Annotated in this window: 14 protein-coding genes and 2 pseudogenes; 7 read left to right on the forward strand and 9 right to left on the reverse strand. The window is 70.6% G+C overall.

What is annotated here, in order from left to right; translation table 11 throughout:
* Positions 1–98: 98 nt before the first annotated feature.
* Positions 99–572, forward strand: a complete 474-nt coding sequence (gene mscL, locus ACFY0U_RS13655) for a large conductance mechanosensitive channel protein MscL (RefSeq protein WP_388634705.1) — start codon at positions 99–101, stop codon at positions 570–572.
* A 43-nt stretch (positions 573–615) separates the two neighbouring features.
* Here the strand turns inward: mscL and ACFY0U_RS13660 are convergent, their stop codons facing one another.
* From ACFY0U_RS13660 to ACFY0U_RS13670, 3 genes and pseudogenes are all read right to left on the reverse strand, one after another.
* Positions 616–792, reverse strand: coding sequence for a hypothetical protein (locus tag ACFY0U_RS13660; protein ID WP_388634707.1), 177 nt, complete (start codon positions 790–792; stop codon positions 616–618).
* A 25-nt stretch (positions 793–817) separates the two neighbouring features.
* Positions 818–1,303: pseudogene (locus ACFY0U_RS13665) on the reverse strand (4Fe-4S cluster-binding domain-containing protein); the annotation flags it as partial.
* Positions 1,294–1,485 (reverse strand): annotated as a pseudogene (locus ACFY0U_RS13670) (glycine radical domain-containing protein); the annotation flags it as partial. The pseudogenes ACFY0U_RS13665 and ACFY0U_RS13670, both read right to left, overlap by 10 nt.
* A gap of 114 nt (positions 1,486–1,599) precedes the next feature.
* Between ACFY0U_RS13670 and ACFY0U_RS13675 the strand changes: the two are divergent.
* The 4 genes from ACFY0U_RS13675 (at position 1,600) to ACFY0U_RS13690 (ending at position 6,369) form a co-directional block, all read left to right on the forward strand.
* A complete protein-coding gene (locus ACFY0U_RS13675; RefSeq protein ID WP_388634709.1) occupies positions 1,600–2,829 on the forward strand; it encodes a low temperature requirement protein A in 1,230 nt (409 codons plus the stop codon).
* Positions 2,830–2,869: 40 nt separating this feature from the next.
* The gene (locus ACFY0U_RS13680) at positions 2,870–3,898 is read left to right on the forward strand and encodes a P1 family peptidase (RefSeq protein ID WP_388634711.1); all 1,029 of its coding nucleotides are present in this window, start codon (positions 2,870–2,872) and stop codon (positions 3,896–3,898) included.
* A gap of 270 nt (positions 3,899–4,168) precedes the next feature.
* Positions 4,169–5,389 carry an Ig-like domain-containing protein gene (locus ACFY0U_RS13685; RefSeq protein ID WP_388634713.1) on the forward strand — a complete coding sequence of 407 codons (1,221 nt, stop codon included), beginning with the start codon at positions 4,169–4,171 and terminating at the stop codon, positions 5,387–5,389.
* 233 nt (positions 5,390–5,622) lie between these two features.
* Complete coding sequence (locus ACFY0U_RS13690; RefSeq protein ID WP_388634715.1) at positions 5,623–6,369, forward strand: DUF6227 family protein; 747 nt, start codon at positions 5,623–5,625, stop codon at positions 6,367–6,369.
* 45 nt (positions 6,370–6,414) lie between these two features.
* On the opposite strand, the gene ACFY0U_RS13695 is transcribed toward ACFY0U_RS13690, so the two are convergent.
* The 5 genes from ACFY0U_RS13695 to ACFY0U_RS13715 all read right to left on the reverse strand — a co-directional run bounded on the left by ACFY0U_RS13695 (position 6,415) and on the right by ACFY0U_RS13715 (position 12,853).
* On the reverse strand, positions 6,415–6,666 hold the full coding sequence (locus ACFY0U_RS13695; protein WP_388634717.1) for a hypothetical protein: 252 nt from the start codon (positions 6,664–6,666) through the stop codon (positions 6,415–6,417).
* Between the two features lie 203 nt (positions 6,667–6,869).
* Positions 6,870–9,005, reverse strand: a complete 2,136-nt coding sequence (locus tag ACFY0U_RS13700; protein ID WP_388634719.1) for a fructose-specific PTS transporter subunit EIIC — start codon at positions 9,003–9,005, stop codon at positions 6,870–6,872.
* Between the two features lie 286 nt (positions 9,006–9,291).
* A complete protein-coding gene (pfkB, locus tag ACFY0U_RS13705) occupies positions 9,292–10,239 on the reverse strand; it encodes a 1-phosphofructokinase (RefSeq protein ID WP_388634721.1) in 948 nt (315 codons plus the stop codon).
* A complete protein-coding gene (locus ACFY0U_RS13710) occupies positions 10,236–10,997 on the reverse strand; it encodes a DeoR/GlpR family DNA-binding transcription regulator (RefSeq protein ID WP_171145537.1) in 762 nt (253 codons plus the stop codon). The genes pfkB and ACFY0U_RS13710 overlap by 4 nt, the downstream gene beginning before the upstream one ends.
* A 278-nt stretch (positions 10,998–11,275) precedes the next feature.
* Complete coding sequence (locus ACFY0U_RS13715; protein ID WP_388634723.1) at positions 11,276–12,853, reverse strand: MFS transporter; 1,578 nt, start codon at positions 12,851–12,853, stop codon at positions 11,276–11,278.
* A gap of 62 nt (positions 12,854–12,915) precedes the next feature.
* On the opposite strand from ACFY0U_RS13715, the gene ACFY0U_RS13720 reads away from it, so the two are divergent.
* Positions 12,916–13,881: a helix-turn-helix transcriptional regulator gene (locus tag ACFY0U_RS13720; protein WP_388634725.1), complete on the forward strand. Its 966-nt coding sequence runs from the start codon at positions 12,916–12,918 to the stop codon at positions 13,879–13,881.
* 443 nt (positions 13,882–14,324) lie between these two features.
* On the opposite strand, the gene ACFY0U_RS13725 is transcribed toward ACFY0U_RS13720, so the two are convergent.
* Positions 14,325–15,320 carry an RNA polymerase sigma factor RpoD/SigA gene (locus ACFY0U_RS13725; protein WP_388634727.1) on the reverse strand — a complete coding sequence of 332 codons (996 nt, stop codon included), beginning with the start codon at positions 15,318–15,320 and terminating at the stop codon, positions 14,325–14,327.
* A 184-nt stretch (positions 15,321–15,504) separates the two neighbouring features.
* On the opposite strand from ACFY0U_RS13725, the gene ACFY0U_RS13730 reads away from it, so the two are divergent.
* On the forward strand, positions 15,505–16,023 hold the full coding sequence (locus ACFY0U_RS13730) for a GNAT family N-acetyltransferase (protein ID WP_388634729.1): 519 nt from the start codon (positions 15,505–15,507) through the stop codon (positions 16,021–16,023).
* The last annotated feature ends 11 nt before the right edge of the window (positions 16,024–16,034 follow it).

Raw genomic sequence — 16,034 nt, forward strand, 5'->3', positions numbered from 1 at the left:
CTCGTTCGAGCTACCCAATTGGACAGTGTCGCCTGGCATTGACGTAGGTTGCGGAGCTGTTTGTTCCACAACCTGTGCCTGCGAGGAGAGTCCCCTAGGTGAGCGAGAAGAAGCCGAGCCTCTGGGAGGGCTTCAAGGCCTTCCTGATGCGCGGGAACGTCGTCGATCTGGCAGTCGCGGTGGTCATCGGCGCCGCCTTCACCAACATCGTCAACTCGGTGGTGAAGGGCGTGATCAACCCGCTGGTCGGGGCGATCGGCACGAAGAACCTCGACAGCTACAGCTCGTGTCTGAAGGACCCGTGCACGGTGTCGGCGGACGGCACCGTGCTCAGTGGCATCCCGATCAGATGGGGCACCGTGCTCGGCGCGACGCTCAGCTTCGTGATCACCGCCGCGGTCGTCTACTTCCTGATGGTCCTGCCGATGTCGAAGTACCTGGCCCGGCAGGAGGCCCGCAGGAAGGCCAGGGAGGGCACGCAGGAGGTCATGGAGGTGACCGAGCTGGAGGTCCTCAAGGAGATCCGCGACGCGCTGGTCGCGCAGCGGGGGTCCGGGCACGACGAGCGGTAACGGCCACGGCCCGCCTCCTGTGCCGGGCGGCCGTGCGGCTCGGTCACAAGTGGTGGGGCGGCTTCTCGTCGAGGAAGCGCTTCAGGTCGGCCGCGCTGTCGGCGCCGGGTCGCTCGCCCCAGCCGCGGTCCGTGTCGTCAGAGGACTGCTGGTCCAGCGGGTCGTCGAAGACCAGCGACGGCTTCGGGGCGCGCGGCTCGGGGTCGGGGGCTGTGCTCATGCGTCCAGGGTACGGCCCCGGGGGCGACGTTCTCCGGGTAGTCCGTGAGGCCCGGCACGAGGACGAAGCGGACGTGGACCTCCTTGCCCAGGCCGGCCTTGCGTCGGGCGAAGTCGAGGGTCGGGTCCAGCGGCCGGCCGGTGACCCTGCGGTAGGTGGCGCGGTCCCGGGACTTGATGTCGAGCAGGACCAGGTCGGTGTCGCGCAGCAGGGCGTCGGAGGCGCGGTCGCCGAGGAAGCCCGAGGTGTCCAGGGCGGTGTGCAGGCCGAGTTCGTGCCTGAAGCGGTGCAGCGGCTCGCCCGTGAACACGGGCTGGAGCAGCGGCTCTCCCCCGACGAGCTCGTCCGTCATGGTCCGCTTGCCGTCGCGCATCCGCCAGGTGTCGGGGTTGTGGCAGTACAGGCAGGTCAGCGGGCAGCCGGACAGGAAGGTGACGAACCGGGTGCCGGGACCGTCGCCACCGGTCGACAGGTCCCACGCGTGGTCATCGCCCTGCTCCCTTACAGCGATCCGTGAAAGCTGCGGTTGATGACGTCGAGCTGCTGCTCGCGCGTGAGGCGGATGAAATTGACCGCGTATCCCGAGACCCGGATCGTCAGCTGCGGGTACTCCTCGGGGTGCTCCATCGCGTCCTCGAGGGTCGCCTTGTCGAGCACGTTGACGTTCATGCGGAAGCCGTCACTGGCCATGAAGCCGGCAGAGGTTCACTGCGGCTGAGTCGGCGTTTCCTTCGGGCCTTTGGACCCCTGTTCGCTTGTGAATCCGTTCACAAGAATTTCCGGCCGGGATCTGCTGTGCTTGGACGCATGACGTCCAGTTCGACTCCCTCCCCGACGCCCTCCGGTGCGCCCACGAGCCGCAGACCGCTGCGCAGGCTGACGGCCCGCGGCCGTGACGAGGCCCACAGGGTCGCCTCGCCCCTGGAACTCTTCTTCGACCTGTGCTTCGTCGTGGCCATCGCCCAGGCGGGCGTCCAGCTCGTGCACGCCGTGGCCGAGTCGCACGCGGGCGAAGGGATCCTCAACTACGCGATGGTCTTCTTCGCCATCTGGTGGGCCTGGATGAACTTCTCCTGGTTCGCCTCGGCGTACGACAACGACGACGTCCTCTACCGGGTCGTCACCCTGGTCCAGATCGCCGGCGTGCTGGTGCTCGCGGCCGGGGTCTCCCGGGCCTTCGAGGACCACGAGTTCCTGTTCGTCTGGCTGGGCTACCTGATCATGCGGCTCGCCATGGTGGCGCAGTGGTTGCGCGTGGCGCGGTCGAGCGAGGGCGCGGAGCGAACGACAGCGCTCCGGTACGCCGGTGGCGTACTGCTCTGCCAGGTCGGCTGGCTGGGGCTGTTCCTGGACGAGAGCGCGCGGCCTTGGGTTTTCCTGGTGATGGCGATCCTCGAGATGTGCGTGCCGCGGTACGCGGAGAAGGACTTCGCCACCTCCTGGCATCCGCACCACATCTCCGAGCGCTACGGACTGTTCACGATCATCGTGCTGGGCGAGACGATCGCCGCGGCCACGATCGCCGTGAAGACCGGCGCCGACGAGAACGACGCGCTCGGCGAACTACTGCCGATCGCCACGGGCGGGCTGCTGATCATCTTCTCGGCGTGGTGGATCTATTTCGCGGTGCCGATCCATGGCCATCTGCGCTCCAACAAGCAAGCGTTCCTGTGGGGCTACGGCCACTACCTGATCTTCGCCTCGGCGGCCGCGATCGGCGCCGGCCTGGAGGTGGCCGTCGAGCAGACGGTCGGCAAGGCGCACATCTCCACGCTGGCCGCATCGGCCGCGGTGACCCTGCCGACCGCGCTCTACCTGCTCACCGTCTGGGCCCTGCACTCGCGCCACTTCAAGGTGGGCATCGCCCAGCAACTGGTGCTGCCGACGACGGCACTGCTCGTGATCCTCTGCACGTTCCTGGGCGACTGGGCCGTGCTCGCGGCGGGCATCGTCTCGGCGCTGGCGGTGGCGACCGGGGTGACGCTGACCGCGCGCACGGCGACCCGGGAGAGCAAAGAGGCGACTGCGGTCGTGTGACCTGCTGGGGCGGCGCCGGTGCCTGGACGAGACTGGACCCATGACAGTTGACGCTCTGACCGACGTCACCGGCGTGCGCGTGGGACACGCGACGCGCGTCGGCGACGGTTGGCTCACCGGTACCACCGTCGTGCTCGCCCCGGAGGGCGGCGCCGTCGCCGCCGTCGACGTGCGCGGCGGCGGCCCCGGCACCAAGGAGACCGACGCCCTCGACCCGCGCAACGTCGTGCAGAAGGTCGAGGCGATCGTACTGACCGGCGGCAGCGCGTACGGGCTGGACGCCGCGTCCGGCGTGATGGCGTGGCTGGAGGAGCAGGGGCGCGGAGTGCCGGTCGGAGTGGATCCGGCGCACGTCGTTCCCGTCGTGCCCGCCGCCTGCATCTTCGACCTGGGGCGGGGCGGTGACTTCCGGGCCCGGCCCGATGCGGCCATGGGCCGGGCCGCGGTCGAGGCGGCCGCGGCGAGCGCGGTCGGTGCGGTGGTGCGGGAAGGGGGCGTGGGCGCGGGTACGGGCGCCGTGGCCGGGGCGATGAAGGGCGGGGTCGGTACCGCTAGCACCGTTCTCGACTCGGGGATCACGGTCGCCGCGCTGGTGGTGGTGAACGCGGCGGGCTCGGTGACGGAGCCCGAAACGGGCATCCTGTACGGGGAGTTGCTCCAGGGGCGCGTGGACCGTCCGGATGCGCGCGTCCACGAGGCCGCGCGCCGGCGCCTCGCCGAGACCGCGGCGAAGAACGCGGCGCCCCTGCTGAACACCACGCTCGCGGTCGTCGCCACCGACGCGGAGCTCTCGAAGGCGCAGGCGCAGAAGCTCGCCGGCACGGTGCACGACGGCATCGCGCGCGCCGTGCGGCCGGTGCATCTCCTCCACGACGGCGACACGGTGTTCACGCTGGCGACGGGGCGGCGCGCGCTCGACGCCGGGCACCCGCTCGCGCTCAACCCGCTGCTCGAGGCCGGCGCCGACGTGGTGACGCGCGCGATCGTGCGGGCCGTGCGCGCGGCCGAGTCGGTGGACGGGCCCGGCGGGATGTGGCCGTCCTACGGGGAGTTGTACGGGGGGCGGTGATGGGGCGCGCCGCCGCGCAGGGTCCGGAGCCGGTGGTGGAGCGCCGGGCGTGGGGTGCGAGGCCGACCGCCCCGACCGGGGTACACGCCCCGGCGCGCGCAGGCCCGGCACCCTCCGGCCCGCGTGTGGCGCATTTCATGCGGACGATTGTCCCGGTTGTGTCACGTGATGGCGTTCACGGCTGTCGGAGGGAACCCGACCGGTCATGGATGCGCTCTTTCTTCACGCATGGGAGCGGATCACGCACATCACACGAACCTGGAGAAGCTCGTGACAACGCCGGACATATCAGCGCGGCGCGCACTCGGGGCCTGTGCCGTCCTGACGATCGGCGCCCTCACCCTCACCGCCTGCGGGGGCGGCGGCGACGCCGGGAAGGACAACGGCAAGGGGGGCGGGGAGTCCGCCAAGACGTCCGAGGCGAAGATCGCCATATCGGCCAAGGACGGTTCGACGGGTGCGTCGATCAACACGACGGGGGTGAAGGTCAGCGACGGCGAGCTGACCGACGTGAAGATGACCGTGGCGGGGACGGGTCAGTCGGTGCCGGGGTTCATCTCGGCGAACGGCGGGAGTTGGGCGCCGAAGGAGCAGCTGGAGCGCGGGACGAAGTACGAGATATCGGCGACCGCGAAGGACTCCGACGGACGGACCACCGCGGCCGATTCGACGTTCACGACGGTCAGCAAGGCGAACAGCTTCATCGGGACGTACACGCCGGACAACGGGACGACGGTGGGCGTCGGGATGCCGGTGTCGTTCAACTTCGACAAGGCGATCAGCGACAAGAAGGCCGTGCAGTCGCACATCACGGTCTCGTCCAGCAGTGGGCAGAAGGTGGTCGGGCACTGGTTCGGCTCGCAGCGGATCGACTTCCGGCCCGAGGAGTACTGGAAGGCCGGCTCCAAGGTCACGATGAAGATCGACCTGGACGGCGTCGAGGGCACGAACGACGTCTTCGGGGTGCAGAAGAAGACCGTCACCTTCACGATCGGGCGGTCACAGGTCTCCACGGTCGACGCCGACACCCAGACCATGACGGTCGTGCGGGACGGGAAGACCCTCAAGAAGGTGCCGATCTCGACGGGCGACGCGCAATACACCACGTACAACGGCCAGATGGTGATCTCCGAGAAGTTCCCGAAGCTGCGCATGGACAGCCGGACGGTCGGCCTCGACAACGCCTACGACATCCCGGACGTGCCGCACGCGATGCGGCTCACGCAGTCGGGGACGTTCATTCACGGCAACTACTGGTACAACAAGGGCAACCCGCCCTTCGGCCGGCAGGGCACCAGTCACGGCTGCGTCGGACTGCAGGACGTCCAGGGCGGGCAGGGCGACACGAACGCCAAGTGGTTCTACGACAACTCCGTCGTCGGGGACGTCGTGATCGTCAAGAACTCCCCCGACAAGACGGTGTCGCCGGACAACGGGCTCAACGGCTGGAACATGCCGTGGACCCAGTGGGTCGCGGGAAGCGCCGTATGAGCGCCCCCTGAGCGCCGGGCGCGCGCGGAAAGCGGTGCGCCGTCCGGGGCGACATGACGCGGCAAGTGCCTTCTGACCGGCGGGTTTTGACGGATCCTCGGGTCGCGTGGGAACTTCTCACGCGGCCCGAGCGTTTTCTGTGCGCACGTTTTCTCGGTTCCCGGACATGATGTCCGACCGAGGGGCTACGGTATGCACCCACAAGGTGACATGCAGCAACGCCGGGAGAAACCTTGAGCGTTCCGTACGAGACAGCAGCGTACGAGCCACGCGAGTCGCCCGAGTCTCCGGAGGAGCACCTCGCGCGACTCCTCGGCCGCGCGCTGAACTCCTTCGAGCTGCCGGACGAGACGATACGGCGACTCGACTGCGCGCTCGCGCACGACAGCTCGCTGCACTCCGCGCACCACAGCGCGGGGCTGCACCGCGAGACGTACCGCCACACCTGGCTGCTCGCCGACGGCTCGGCGCTCACACTGTGGGAGCTCGTTCACAACACCGCGCCGGGCAGTGTCCCGCAGCACGAGGTGTACATCGACGAGGAGGAGCTGCGGGCCGCCACCGCGCGGTTGCCGCTGCCGCCGGACGCGCCGGACTTCGAGCTGCCGGTACTGGTACAGCTGTCGCCGGTCCCCGCGCCCCGGCACGCGTACGTGCCCGACGACTCGGCGGATCACGCGCGACGGCTCCTGCGCCGCGCGGAGAACCCGGACCAGCCGGGCGCCGAGACGGCGACGCTGTTGACGACGGCGTTCGCGCACCAGATCACGCAGGCCTTCGGGCGGCCGTGCCGGGCAGGGCGGATCGGGTTGTGCTTCTCGCTCTACGAGCACGCGTTCCTGCTGCGCGACGGCAAGGAGATCTCCCTGTGGGAGGTCGAGCACACGGCCACGCCCGACGGGCGGCACATGTGCGAGGTGTACGTCTCCGAGGACGCGGCGCGCGATGCGATGGAACGGCGCGCGGCACGGGTTTCGTAACGCGCCGCACGCGCACGAGGCCGCTGCCCCGCCCCGGCCGCTCGGTCAGCGGCCGTCGCTGAGCTGTCGTACCAGTCCCGCGAACGCGTCGTGCTCCGCAGGAGTCAGCTGGACGGACTCCAGTTCGGGGCCGGCCTGCCGCTGGTACGGAAGGGCCGGGAGCGTGGTGGAGGTCCGCCACAGGGCGGCCTCGCGGCTGCGGCGCAGGATGCGGGTCAGGCCGATGGCCCAGACGACGGTCGCCAGGGCGAGGACGGCCATGCCCGTCAGCTGGTAGATCGAGACGTGCTCAGGCATGCGCCCCAGTAGACACCACGGTCCGGGACTTTGGCCCCGGACCGTGACGTATCTCGCAGGTGCCGTGAACAACTCACAGCCGCCCAAAGGGACATAGGGCCGATGAAACGGCTGAGGCCGGTCGCAGCCCCGTCCCGCCAGGGCTGCGACCGGCCTCTCCTGCCGGAGCGGGCCGATGTGCGCCCGCCCCTGCTTCTCGCCTCTTACGCCGCCACGGGCTGCTTCGCCTCGGCCGCCGGAGCCGCCGCGGACGCGTCGGAGCCGGTGGCCGCGCCGTCAGGGGCCGTCTTGCGCAGGCCCTTGAGGACGATGACCAGGCCTGCCGTGATCGCCGTGCCGATGGCGATGGCCAGCAGGTACAGGAACGGCTTGCCGATCAGGAAGGTGACCCAGATGCCGCCGTGCGGGGCGCGCAGGGTCGAGCCGAAGGCCATGGTCAGCGCGCCGGTGACCGCGCCGCCCGCCATGGAGGCGGGGATGACGCGCAGCGGGTCGGCCGCGGCGAACGGGATCGCGCCCTCGGAGATGAAGGAGGCGCCGAGGACCCAGGCCGCCTTGCCGTTCTCGCGCTCGGTGGTGGTGAAGAGCTTCTTGCGGACGGTCGTCGCGAGGGCCATGCCGAGCGGGGGCACCATGCCGGCGGCCATCACGGCGGCCATGACCTTCATCGCCGAGTCGCTCGGGTCCTGTACGGCGATGCCCGCGGTGGCGAAGGCGTACGCGACCTTGTTGACCGGGCCGCCCAGGTCGAAGCACATCATCAGGCCGAGGAGGACGCCGAGGAGGATGGCATTGGTGCCGGAGAGGCCGTTGAGCCAGTCCGTCATCGCCTTCTGGGCCTCGGCGATCGGCTTGCCGATCACGATGAACATCAGGAAGCCGACGACGATCGACGAGACCAGTGGGATCACGACCACCGGCATGATGCCGCGCAGCACCGGCGGGATCTTGATCCGCTGGATGGCGAGGACGACCGCACCGGCCAGCAGACCGGCGACCAGGCCGCCGAGGAAGCCGGCGGCGATGTTGACGGAGATCATGCCGCCGACGAAGCCGGGCACGAGGCCTGGCCGGTCCGCCATGCCGTAGGCGATGTAGCCGGCGAGGACGGGGATCAGGAAGCCGAACGCGACGCCGCCGATCTGGAAGAGCAGCGCGCCCCAGCTGTCGACCTGACCCCAGTCGAAGTGCTCCATGACCGGCTTGGCCTCGTTGATCTGGTAGCCGCCGATCGCGAAGCCGAGGGCGATGAGCAGACCGCCGGCCGCGACGAACGGGACCATGTAGCTGACGCCGGTCATCAGCCACTTGCGCAGCTTGGTGCCGTAGCTGTCGCCGGCGTCGCCCGCGCGCTCGACCGGCGTGGAGCCGGTGCCGGGCGCCCCGGTCACCTCGCCGCGCGCCGCCTTTCCGCGCACGTCGCTGATCAGTTCCGCGGGACGGTTGATGCCCGCCTTCACGCCGACGTCCACGGTCGGCTTGCCGGCGAAGCGGTCCTTGTCGCGTACGGGGACGTCGTGGGCGAAGATCACGCCGTCCGCGGCGGCGATGACGGCCGGGTCGAGCCGGGTGAAGCCGGCCGAGCCCTGTGTCTCGACGACGAGTTCGACGCCCGCCTCGCGGCCCGCGTTCTCCAGCGATTCGGCCGCCATGTACGTGTGGGCGATGCCGGTCGGACAGGACGTGACCGCGACGATACGGAAGGGGCGCTCGCCCTCGCCGGACCCGTCGCCCGTGGCACCCGGCGCCGGAGCGCTCGCGCCGCCCGGCGCCGGGGCCGCACTACCCGTGGCGGCATCGGCGGAGGCCGCCCCCGACGCCGCCACGGAGTCTGCAGAGGCGCCCACGGCGCTCTTCGCGCCCTCAGAGGCGCCCGCGCCCTCGGCGTCCGCCGCCGGCGCATCGCCCCGGATCAGCGCCGCGGCACCGGCCGCATCCCCCACCGACCGCAGCGCGTCGGTGAACTCGGCGTTCATCAACTGCCGCGCCAGCGAGGACAGGATCGTCAGATGGGCGTCGTCGGCACCGGCAGGCGCCGCGATCAGGAAGATCAGGTCGGCGGGACCGTCCGGCGCACCGAAGTCGATCCCGGCCGCGCTGCGCCCGAAGGCGAGCGTCGGCTCGGTGACGTGTGCGCTGCGGCAGTGCGGGATGCCGATGCCGCCGTCGAGGCCGGTCGGCATCTGTGCCTCGCGGGCGGCCACGTCGGCGAGGAAGCCCTCCAGGTCGGTCACCCGGCCCAGGGTCACCATGCGTTGGGCGAGGGCGCGTGCCGCCGCTTCCTTGGTGTCGGCGGACAGGTCGAGATCGACCAGGTCCGCGGTGATCATGTCGCTCATCGCGGGCTCCTTCGCACGCGTATCGCCCGGGGGGAGAGGTGGGCGAGGACGGGGGTGGGGACGGGGGTGCGGGGGGTGGTGGAACAGGGGGTGGTGGGGGCGGAACCGGGGAAGCCCCGCCCCCACCGGGCGACAGGGCGGCTCAGGTGGCCCTGCCTCCCGCAGGCCGCGACGAGTAACGGGGAGCCTCGCCGCTTCATGGCCGGTTCATCGGGGAGTGCGTCGCACGCCACCGGCGCCGACACCGTCGTAGAGGTGCAAACCGAGGTGCAAACCGTCGAGTCCCTCATGACACCGGCTCCTTCAGTACTCGGTCCACCGGTACCTCGGCCGTCACCGAGACCGCCGCCGGGTCCAGGTCGCCCGGCGTCGGCATCACGCTGCCCGGCAGCTGGACCGCCGCCGCGCCGTGTGCGACCGCCGAGGCCAGTGCCTCCGGGCCGCTGCCGCCGGCGATGAGGAAGCCGGCCAGGGAGGAGTCGCCGGCGCCCACATTGCTGCGGACGACGTCCACGCGCGCGCTCGCGAACCAGGCGCCCGCGTCGTCCACGAGCAGCTGTCCGTCCGCGCCCAGGCTCGCGAGCACGGCGCGTGCGCCCATCTCGCGCAACTCCTCGGCCGCCTTCACCGCGTCGCCCACGGTCGACAGGGGGCGCCCGACGGCTTCCGCGAGCTCCTCCGCGTTCGGCTTCACCACGTCGGGCCGCTCGCGCAGCGCCTCCAGCAGCGCACGCCCCGAGGTGTCCAGGGCGATCCGCGCGCCCCCGGCGTGCGCCCGCGCGACCACATCGGCGTACCACGAGGGCGCGAGCCCCCGCGGCAGGCTCCCGCAGCACACGATCCAGTCCGCGTCGCGCGACTGCGCGCGCACCGTCTCCAGGAGCAGCTCCTGCTCCTCCGCCGACAGCTCGGGCCCCGGCGCGTTGATCTTCGTGAGCACCCCGTCCGCCTCGGCGAGCGCGATGTTCGAGCGGGTGGCGCCCGCGACCGGGACCGGCGCGACCTCGATGCCCTGCGCGTCGAGCAGATCCGCCACGAGCGCCCCCGGCGCACCGCCCAGGGGCAGTACCGCGACCGTGCGCTGCCCGGCGGCCGCCACGGCGCGCGAGACGTTCACGCCCTTGCCGCCGGGGTCCATGCGCTCCCCGGTCGCGCGGATGACCTCGCCGCGCTCCAGGGAGGGAACCTCGTACGTGCGGTCCAGGGACGGGTTCGGGGTGACGGTGAGGATCATGCGCGCACTACTTCCGTGCCGCCGCGCTCGATCGCGGTGGCGTCTTCGGGGCTCAGCCCGCTGTCGGTGATCAGCAGGTCCACGTCGCTCAGGTCGCCGAAGCGGGCGAAGTGCTCCTGGCCGTGCTTGGCGGAGTCGGCGAGCAGCACCACGCGGCGGGCGGCGGCCACGGCCGCGCGCTTCACTGCGGCCTCGGCGAGGTCGGGGGTGGTCAGGCCATGGTCGGCGGAGAAGCCGTTGGCCGCCACAAAAAGGACATCGGCCCGGATTTCGCCGTACGCGCGGAGCGCCCAGGCGTCGACGGCGGCGCGCGTACGGTGCCGTACGCGGCCCCCGACGAGGTGGAGCTGGATGCCGGGGTGGTCCGCGAGGCGGGCCGCGATCGGCAGGCTGTGCGTGACGACGGTGAGGGAGGCGTCCAGCGGGATGGCGGCCGCGAGGCGGGCCACTGTCGTGCCGGCGTCGAGGATCAGGGTGCCCTCGGTCGGCAGTTCCGCGAGGGCGGCCTTGGCGATGTGGTCCTTCTCGTCGGCGGCCGTCGTCTCGCGCTCGGCGAGATCCGGCTCGAAGTCGAGGCGCCCGGCGGGGATGGCTCCGCCGTGCACCCGGCGGAGCAGGCCCGCTCGGTCGAGGGCCTTGAGGTCCCGGCGGATCGTCTCCGCGGTCACCTGGAACTCCTCGGCCAGCGACACCACGTCCACCCGCCCGCCGTCACGCGCGAGCCGGAGGATCTCCTGCTGCCGCTCCGGTGCGTACATGTCCGTTCGCCTCCGACTCACCGTCCGGTCGTTCCCGACCGATGCCCGAACTTGTGGTTTCGCTGGGAGGCTACGCCCGGATTTCCGGAAAGTAAACAGGTTCGGGCATAGGTCGGACATGAACGGGCCTGAACGACGGACATGAACGGACTTCCGGCCCGCCCCGGGACGGCCCATCGGGCCACCTCACGGCATGCGGAAGGCCCGGCGCCCCGGGCGGAACCCAGGTGCCGGGCCTTTCTCCATACGTTCGGACGACTGCGTTCAGACGACCGCGCTCAGACGAGCTCCGGCTCCTTCTCCCCCACAGGACCCACAGGACCCGCAGACCCCGCAGAAGCCTCCCCCACCTCAGCCCCCTCCAGATGCTGCACCGCCCGCTTCGGCAGCGCGAACATCAGCAGGAAGATCACGCCCATCACCGCGACCACCCACCACAGCGCCCCCTGGAACGCGTCCACGAACGCCGGCCCCACCTCAACAGGGCGCAGATCGTCGGCGATGGCGCCGAAGAAGACCACCGAGACCAGCCCCAGCCCCAGCGCGTTGCCCATCTGCTGAACGGTGTTGATGAGCCCGGACGCGGACCCGGCATGCTCCCGCGGCACCCCCGAGAGCACCATGTCGGTCAGCGGGGCGAAGATCAGGCCCATGCCGACGCCCATCACGACCAGGGGCAGGGCCATCTGCCAGGGGGCGATGGACATGCCGTAGCGGTCGGCCTCCCAGAGGTAGAGCAGGACGCCCGCCGCCATGGTGAGCGCGCCCGCCTGGAGCACCTTGCGGCCGAAGCGCGGAACCAGTTTCTGCACGGACAGCCCGGCCGCCACGGAGACCGCGATCGAGAACGGGACGCCGGTCAGACCCGCCTTCAGCGGACGCCAGCCCAGTCCGGTCTGCATGTAGAGCGTCCACACCAGGAAGAAGATGCCGAGCCCGATCCCGAACACGGTCTGCACCGCGATGCCCGCCGCGAAGCTCTTCACCTTGAACAGCGACAGTTCGACCAGCGGGGAGCCGTCCCGCGCGCTCTTGCGCCGCTCGTACGCCACCAGCGCCCCGAAGACGACGAGCGCGCCGCCCATCGACAGATACCCCCACAGCGGCCAGTCCAGCTCACGGCCGCGGGTCAGCGGGTAGAGCAGCATGAGCAGACCCAGCGTCACCAGGGCGACGCCCACCAGGTCCAGCTTCAGCGCGCGCGGCGCCTTCGACTCGGTGATGTAGCGGCTGCCGAGGATCAGGCCCGCGATGCCGACCGGCAGGTTGATGAGGAAGATCGGGCGCCATTCCAGACCGAACAGGTTCCACTCCGTCAGCAGCGCGCCGAGCAGCGGTCCGGACACCGCGCCCAGGCCCACGATCGCGCCGAAGAGCCCGAACACCTTGCCGCGCTCGTGCGCCGGGAACGTCGCGTGCACGATCGACAGCACCTGCGGCACCATCAGCGCCGCCATGCCGCCCTGGAGGATCCGCGCGGCGACCAGCATCTCCGGGTTCGCGGCGAAGCCGCACAGCGCGGAGGCGACGGTGAAACCGCCGATACCGATGAGGAAGATCCGCTTGCGGCCGTGGATGTCGCCGAGCCGTCCGCCGGTGATCAGACCGGCGGCGAAGGCGAGCGCGTAGCCGGCGGTGATCCACTGGATCTGGCTGACGGACGCGCCCGCCTCGGCCTGGATGGACGGAATCGCGATGTTGACGATCGTGACGTCGACGAGGTCCATGAAGGCCGCGGTCATCACGATCGCGAGGGCGAACCAGCGACGACGGTCGGGCTGCGACGCCTGGCCTGTCTGGCTCACCTGGCTCGCCTGGCCTGTCTGGCTGTCCACAAAGGGTTCGGTGGAGGTCATGTCTCGAAGCTATGACCCCATTAGGTCAGATCATGTCCTAGTTCTACGGCATCCTCGAACTCATGACGACGGACACCCCGGCACGGCTCCTCCAGCTCCTCTCCCTCCTCCAGACCCCGCGGGAATGGCCGGGAGGTGAGCTCTCCGAGCGCCTCGGCGTCTCCCGCCGTACCGTGCGGCGGGACATCGACCGGCTGCGCGAGCTGGGCTATCCCGTGCAGGCGACGAAGGGGGCCGACGGCGGTTATCGGCTGGTCGCGGGCAAGGCGATGCCGCCGCTCGTCCTCGACGACGAGGAGGCGGTGGCGATCGCGGTGGGGCTGCGGGCCGGGGCCGGGCACGCGCTGGAGGGCGTCGACGAGGCGTCGGTGCGGGCACTGGCGAAGCTGGAGCAGGTGCTGCCGTCCCGGCTGCGCCACCGGGTGTCGACCCTCCAGGCCGCGACCACTCCGCTGACCAGCGGGGACGGGGCGAGTATCGCGCCGGAGACGCTGACCGTGATGGCCTCCACCGTGGCCGGTCACGAGCGGCTGCGGTTCGCCTATCGGGCGAGGGACGGGGTCGACTCGCGGCGCGTGGTCGAGCCGTATCAGCTGGTGTCGACGGGGCGGCGGTGGTACCTCGTCGCCTACGACCTCGATCGCGCCGACTGGCGGACCTTCCGGGTCGACCGGGTGAACGAGCCGTTCGCGACCGGGGCGCGGTTCGCTCCACGGGAGTTGCCGACGGGGAGCGCGGCGGAGTATCTGCGGCAGTCGATGTACCGGCGGCAGGAGACGTACGGGGTCGACGTGACCTTCGAGGCGCCGGCCGCCTTCATCGCGGCGCGGCTGCCCAAGTGGCTCGGGGAGCCGGAGGAGTTGGGGGAAGGGCGGTGCCGGCTGCGGGCGACCGTGGGGGACGCCGTGGAGTGGATGGCGGTACGGCTGGCCATGGTGGACTGCGAGTTCACGGTACGGGAGCCTGAGGAACTCGTGCGATGCGTACGGGAGTTGGGCGGGCGGCTCAGCCGGGCGGCGGGCGGGTGAACCGGCCGGGCCGAGTCCGGGGTGGCGCCGGACGGCTTCGGGCATGCTGGACGGCGGGCTTCCCCGTACCTGAACTCCGGGGATGCCCGCCGGATGGCAGATTGTGTCACATGGGCATACCTTGCCGATGTGAGCGGTCCCACGCGAAGGGCGGGACCCCAGGCATACCCACACCCCACCCAGAAAAGGGCAGAGCCGGACCCCGGCACCCGGGGGGAGAGCGCCGAAGTCCGGCTCGCGGAGAGTCCCGGCGCCGGGGGGGATTGCGTCGGGACTTGGTCTAGGGGGTCCGGACTCTCGCCCGGGACCCGAACTCATGGACCCTGAAGTCTTTTTCCCAGGGCCCTGCCTGTTGAAGCGGTCTGAGACCGCCGTGTTTGCGCCGCTTTCGCGACCCGGCGCACGCGGGCACGCGGCCCGTGAGGCACGCCGTGCCCCAGCCCTTACGCCGCCGCGTCGAACCCGGTGTCCCGGGCGAGCTTCTTCAGCTCCATCAGCGCGTGCTTCTCGATCTGCCGGATGCGCTCGCGGGTGAGGCCGTGCTCCTTGCCGACCTCCGTCAGCGTGCGCTCCCGGCCGTCCTCGATGCCGTACCGCATCTTGATGATGGAGGCCGTGCGCTGGTCGAGGCGGCCGATCAGGTCGTCCAGCTCCTCGCTGCGCAGCAGCGTCAGCACCGACTGCTCGGGGGAGACCGCGGAGGTGTCCTCGAGCAGGTCGCCGAACTGGGTGTCGCCGTCGTCGTCCACCGCCATGTTCAGCGAGACCGGGTCGCGGGCCCAGTCCAGGACGTCGATCACGCGGTCGGCGTTGGAGCCGAGCTCGGCGGCGATCTCCGCGGGCTCCGGGTCACGGCCGTGCTCGCGGTTGAACTCGCGCTGCACACGGCGGATCCGGCCCAGCTCCTCGACCAGGTGGACGGGGAGACGGATGGTGCGGGACTGGTCCGCTATCGAGCGGGTGATGGCCTGACGGATCCACCAGGTCGCGTACGTCGAGAACTTGAAGCCCTTGCGGTAGTCGAACTTCTCGACGGCGCGCACCAGGCCGGCATTGCCCTCCTGGATCAGGTCGAGCAGCGGCAGACCGGCGCGGGGGTAGCGGCGCGCGACCGCGACGACCAGACGCAGGTTCGAGCGGATGAAGACGTCCTTGGCCCGTTCGGCCTCGTCGACGAGCGCCTCGAGCTCCTCGCGGGTGGCGTCCGCCTTGGACTCCTCGAATCCGTCGAGGACCTGTCGGGCGAACACACCCGCCTCGATGATCTGTGACAGCTCGACCTCCTTGGCGGCGTCGAGCAGCGGTGTACGCGCGATCTCGTCGAGGTACATGCCGACCAGGTCGCGATCGGCGATCTCGCCGCCATGGGCGCGAACACTGCTTGCCGCGTCGGTCCCGCCGGTGGCGGACTTACGACGGGCGACGGCACGGGTTGCCATGCGTGCTCCCTTGCGATGGTGGGCTGGCGGGTGGTCCTGTCGGAGCCTGGACACCGTCTTGGCACTGTCCCTCGGGTGCCCTGCTTCCGATGGAAACAACGACTGGAATCAGGACAGAATTCCCAACCCGCTCCCCTATTTTTCTGATCATGCAGTACCCTGTGCGGCCACACGGGGAGGTCGGATGGCGACGGAGCGTACAGAGGTGCAGGTCAGGCCAGGAGTCGAGGGTGACCTCAAGGCCCTCACCGACATCTACAACCACTACGTACGTGAGACGCCGATCACCTTCGACACGTCCGTCTTCACCCCGGAGGAGCGCCGCCCTTGGCTGCTCTCCCACCCTGAAGACGGTCCGCACCTCCTAAAAGTTGCCGCGGACGCGGACTCACAGGAAATTCTGGGATACGCCACATCCAGCCCGTTCCGAGCGAAGCCCGCCTACGCGACCTCGGTCGAGGTGACGGTCTACCTCGCCCCGCACGCCGGCGGCCGCGGCGTCGGCACGCTCCTCTACGAGGCCCTGTTCGAGGCGCTGGCCACCGAGGACGTCCATCGCGCCTACGCCGGTATCGCCCAGCCCAACGAGGCCTCGCGGCGGCTGCACGAGCGTTTCGGCTTCCGGTACGTCGGCACGTACAAGGAGGTCGGAAGGAAGTTCGGCCGCTACTGGGACGTGGCCTGGTACGAGAAGGAGCTCTAGCGAGCCCTCCT

The organism is Streptomyces sp. NPDC001536 (genome assembly GCF_042894505.1).
Classification (GTDB): domain Bacteria; phylum Actinomycetota; class Actinomycetes; order Streptomycetales; family Streptomycetaceae; genus Streptomyces.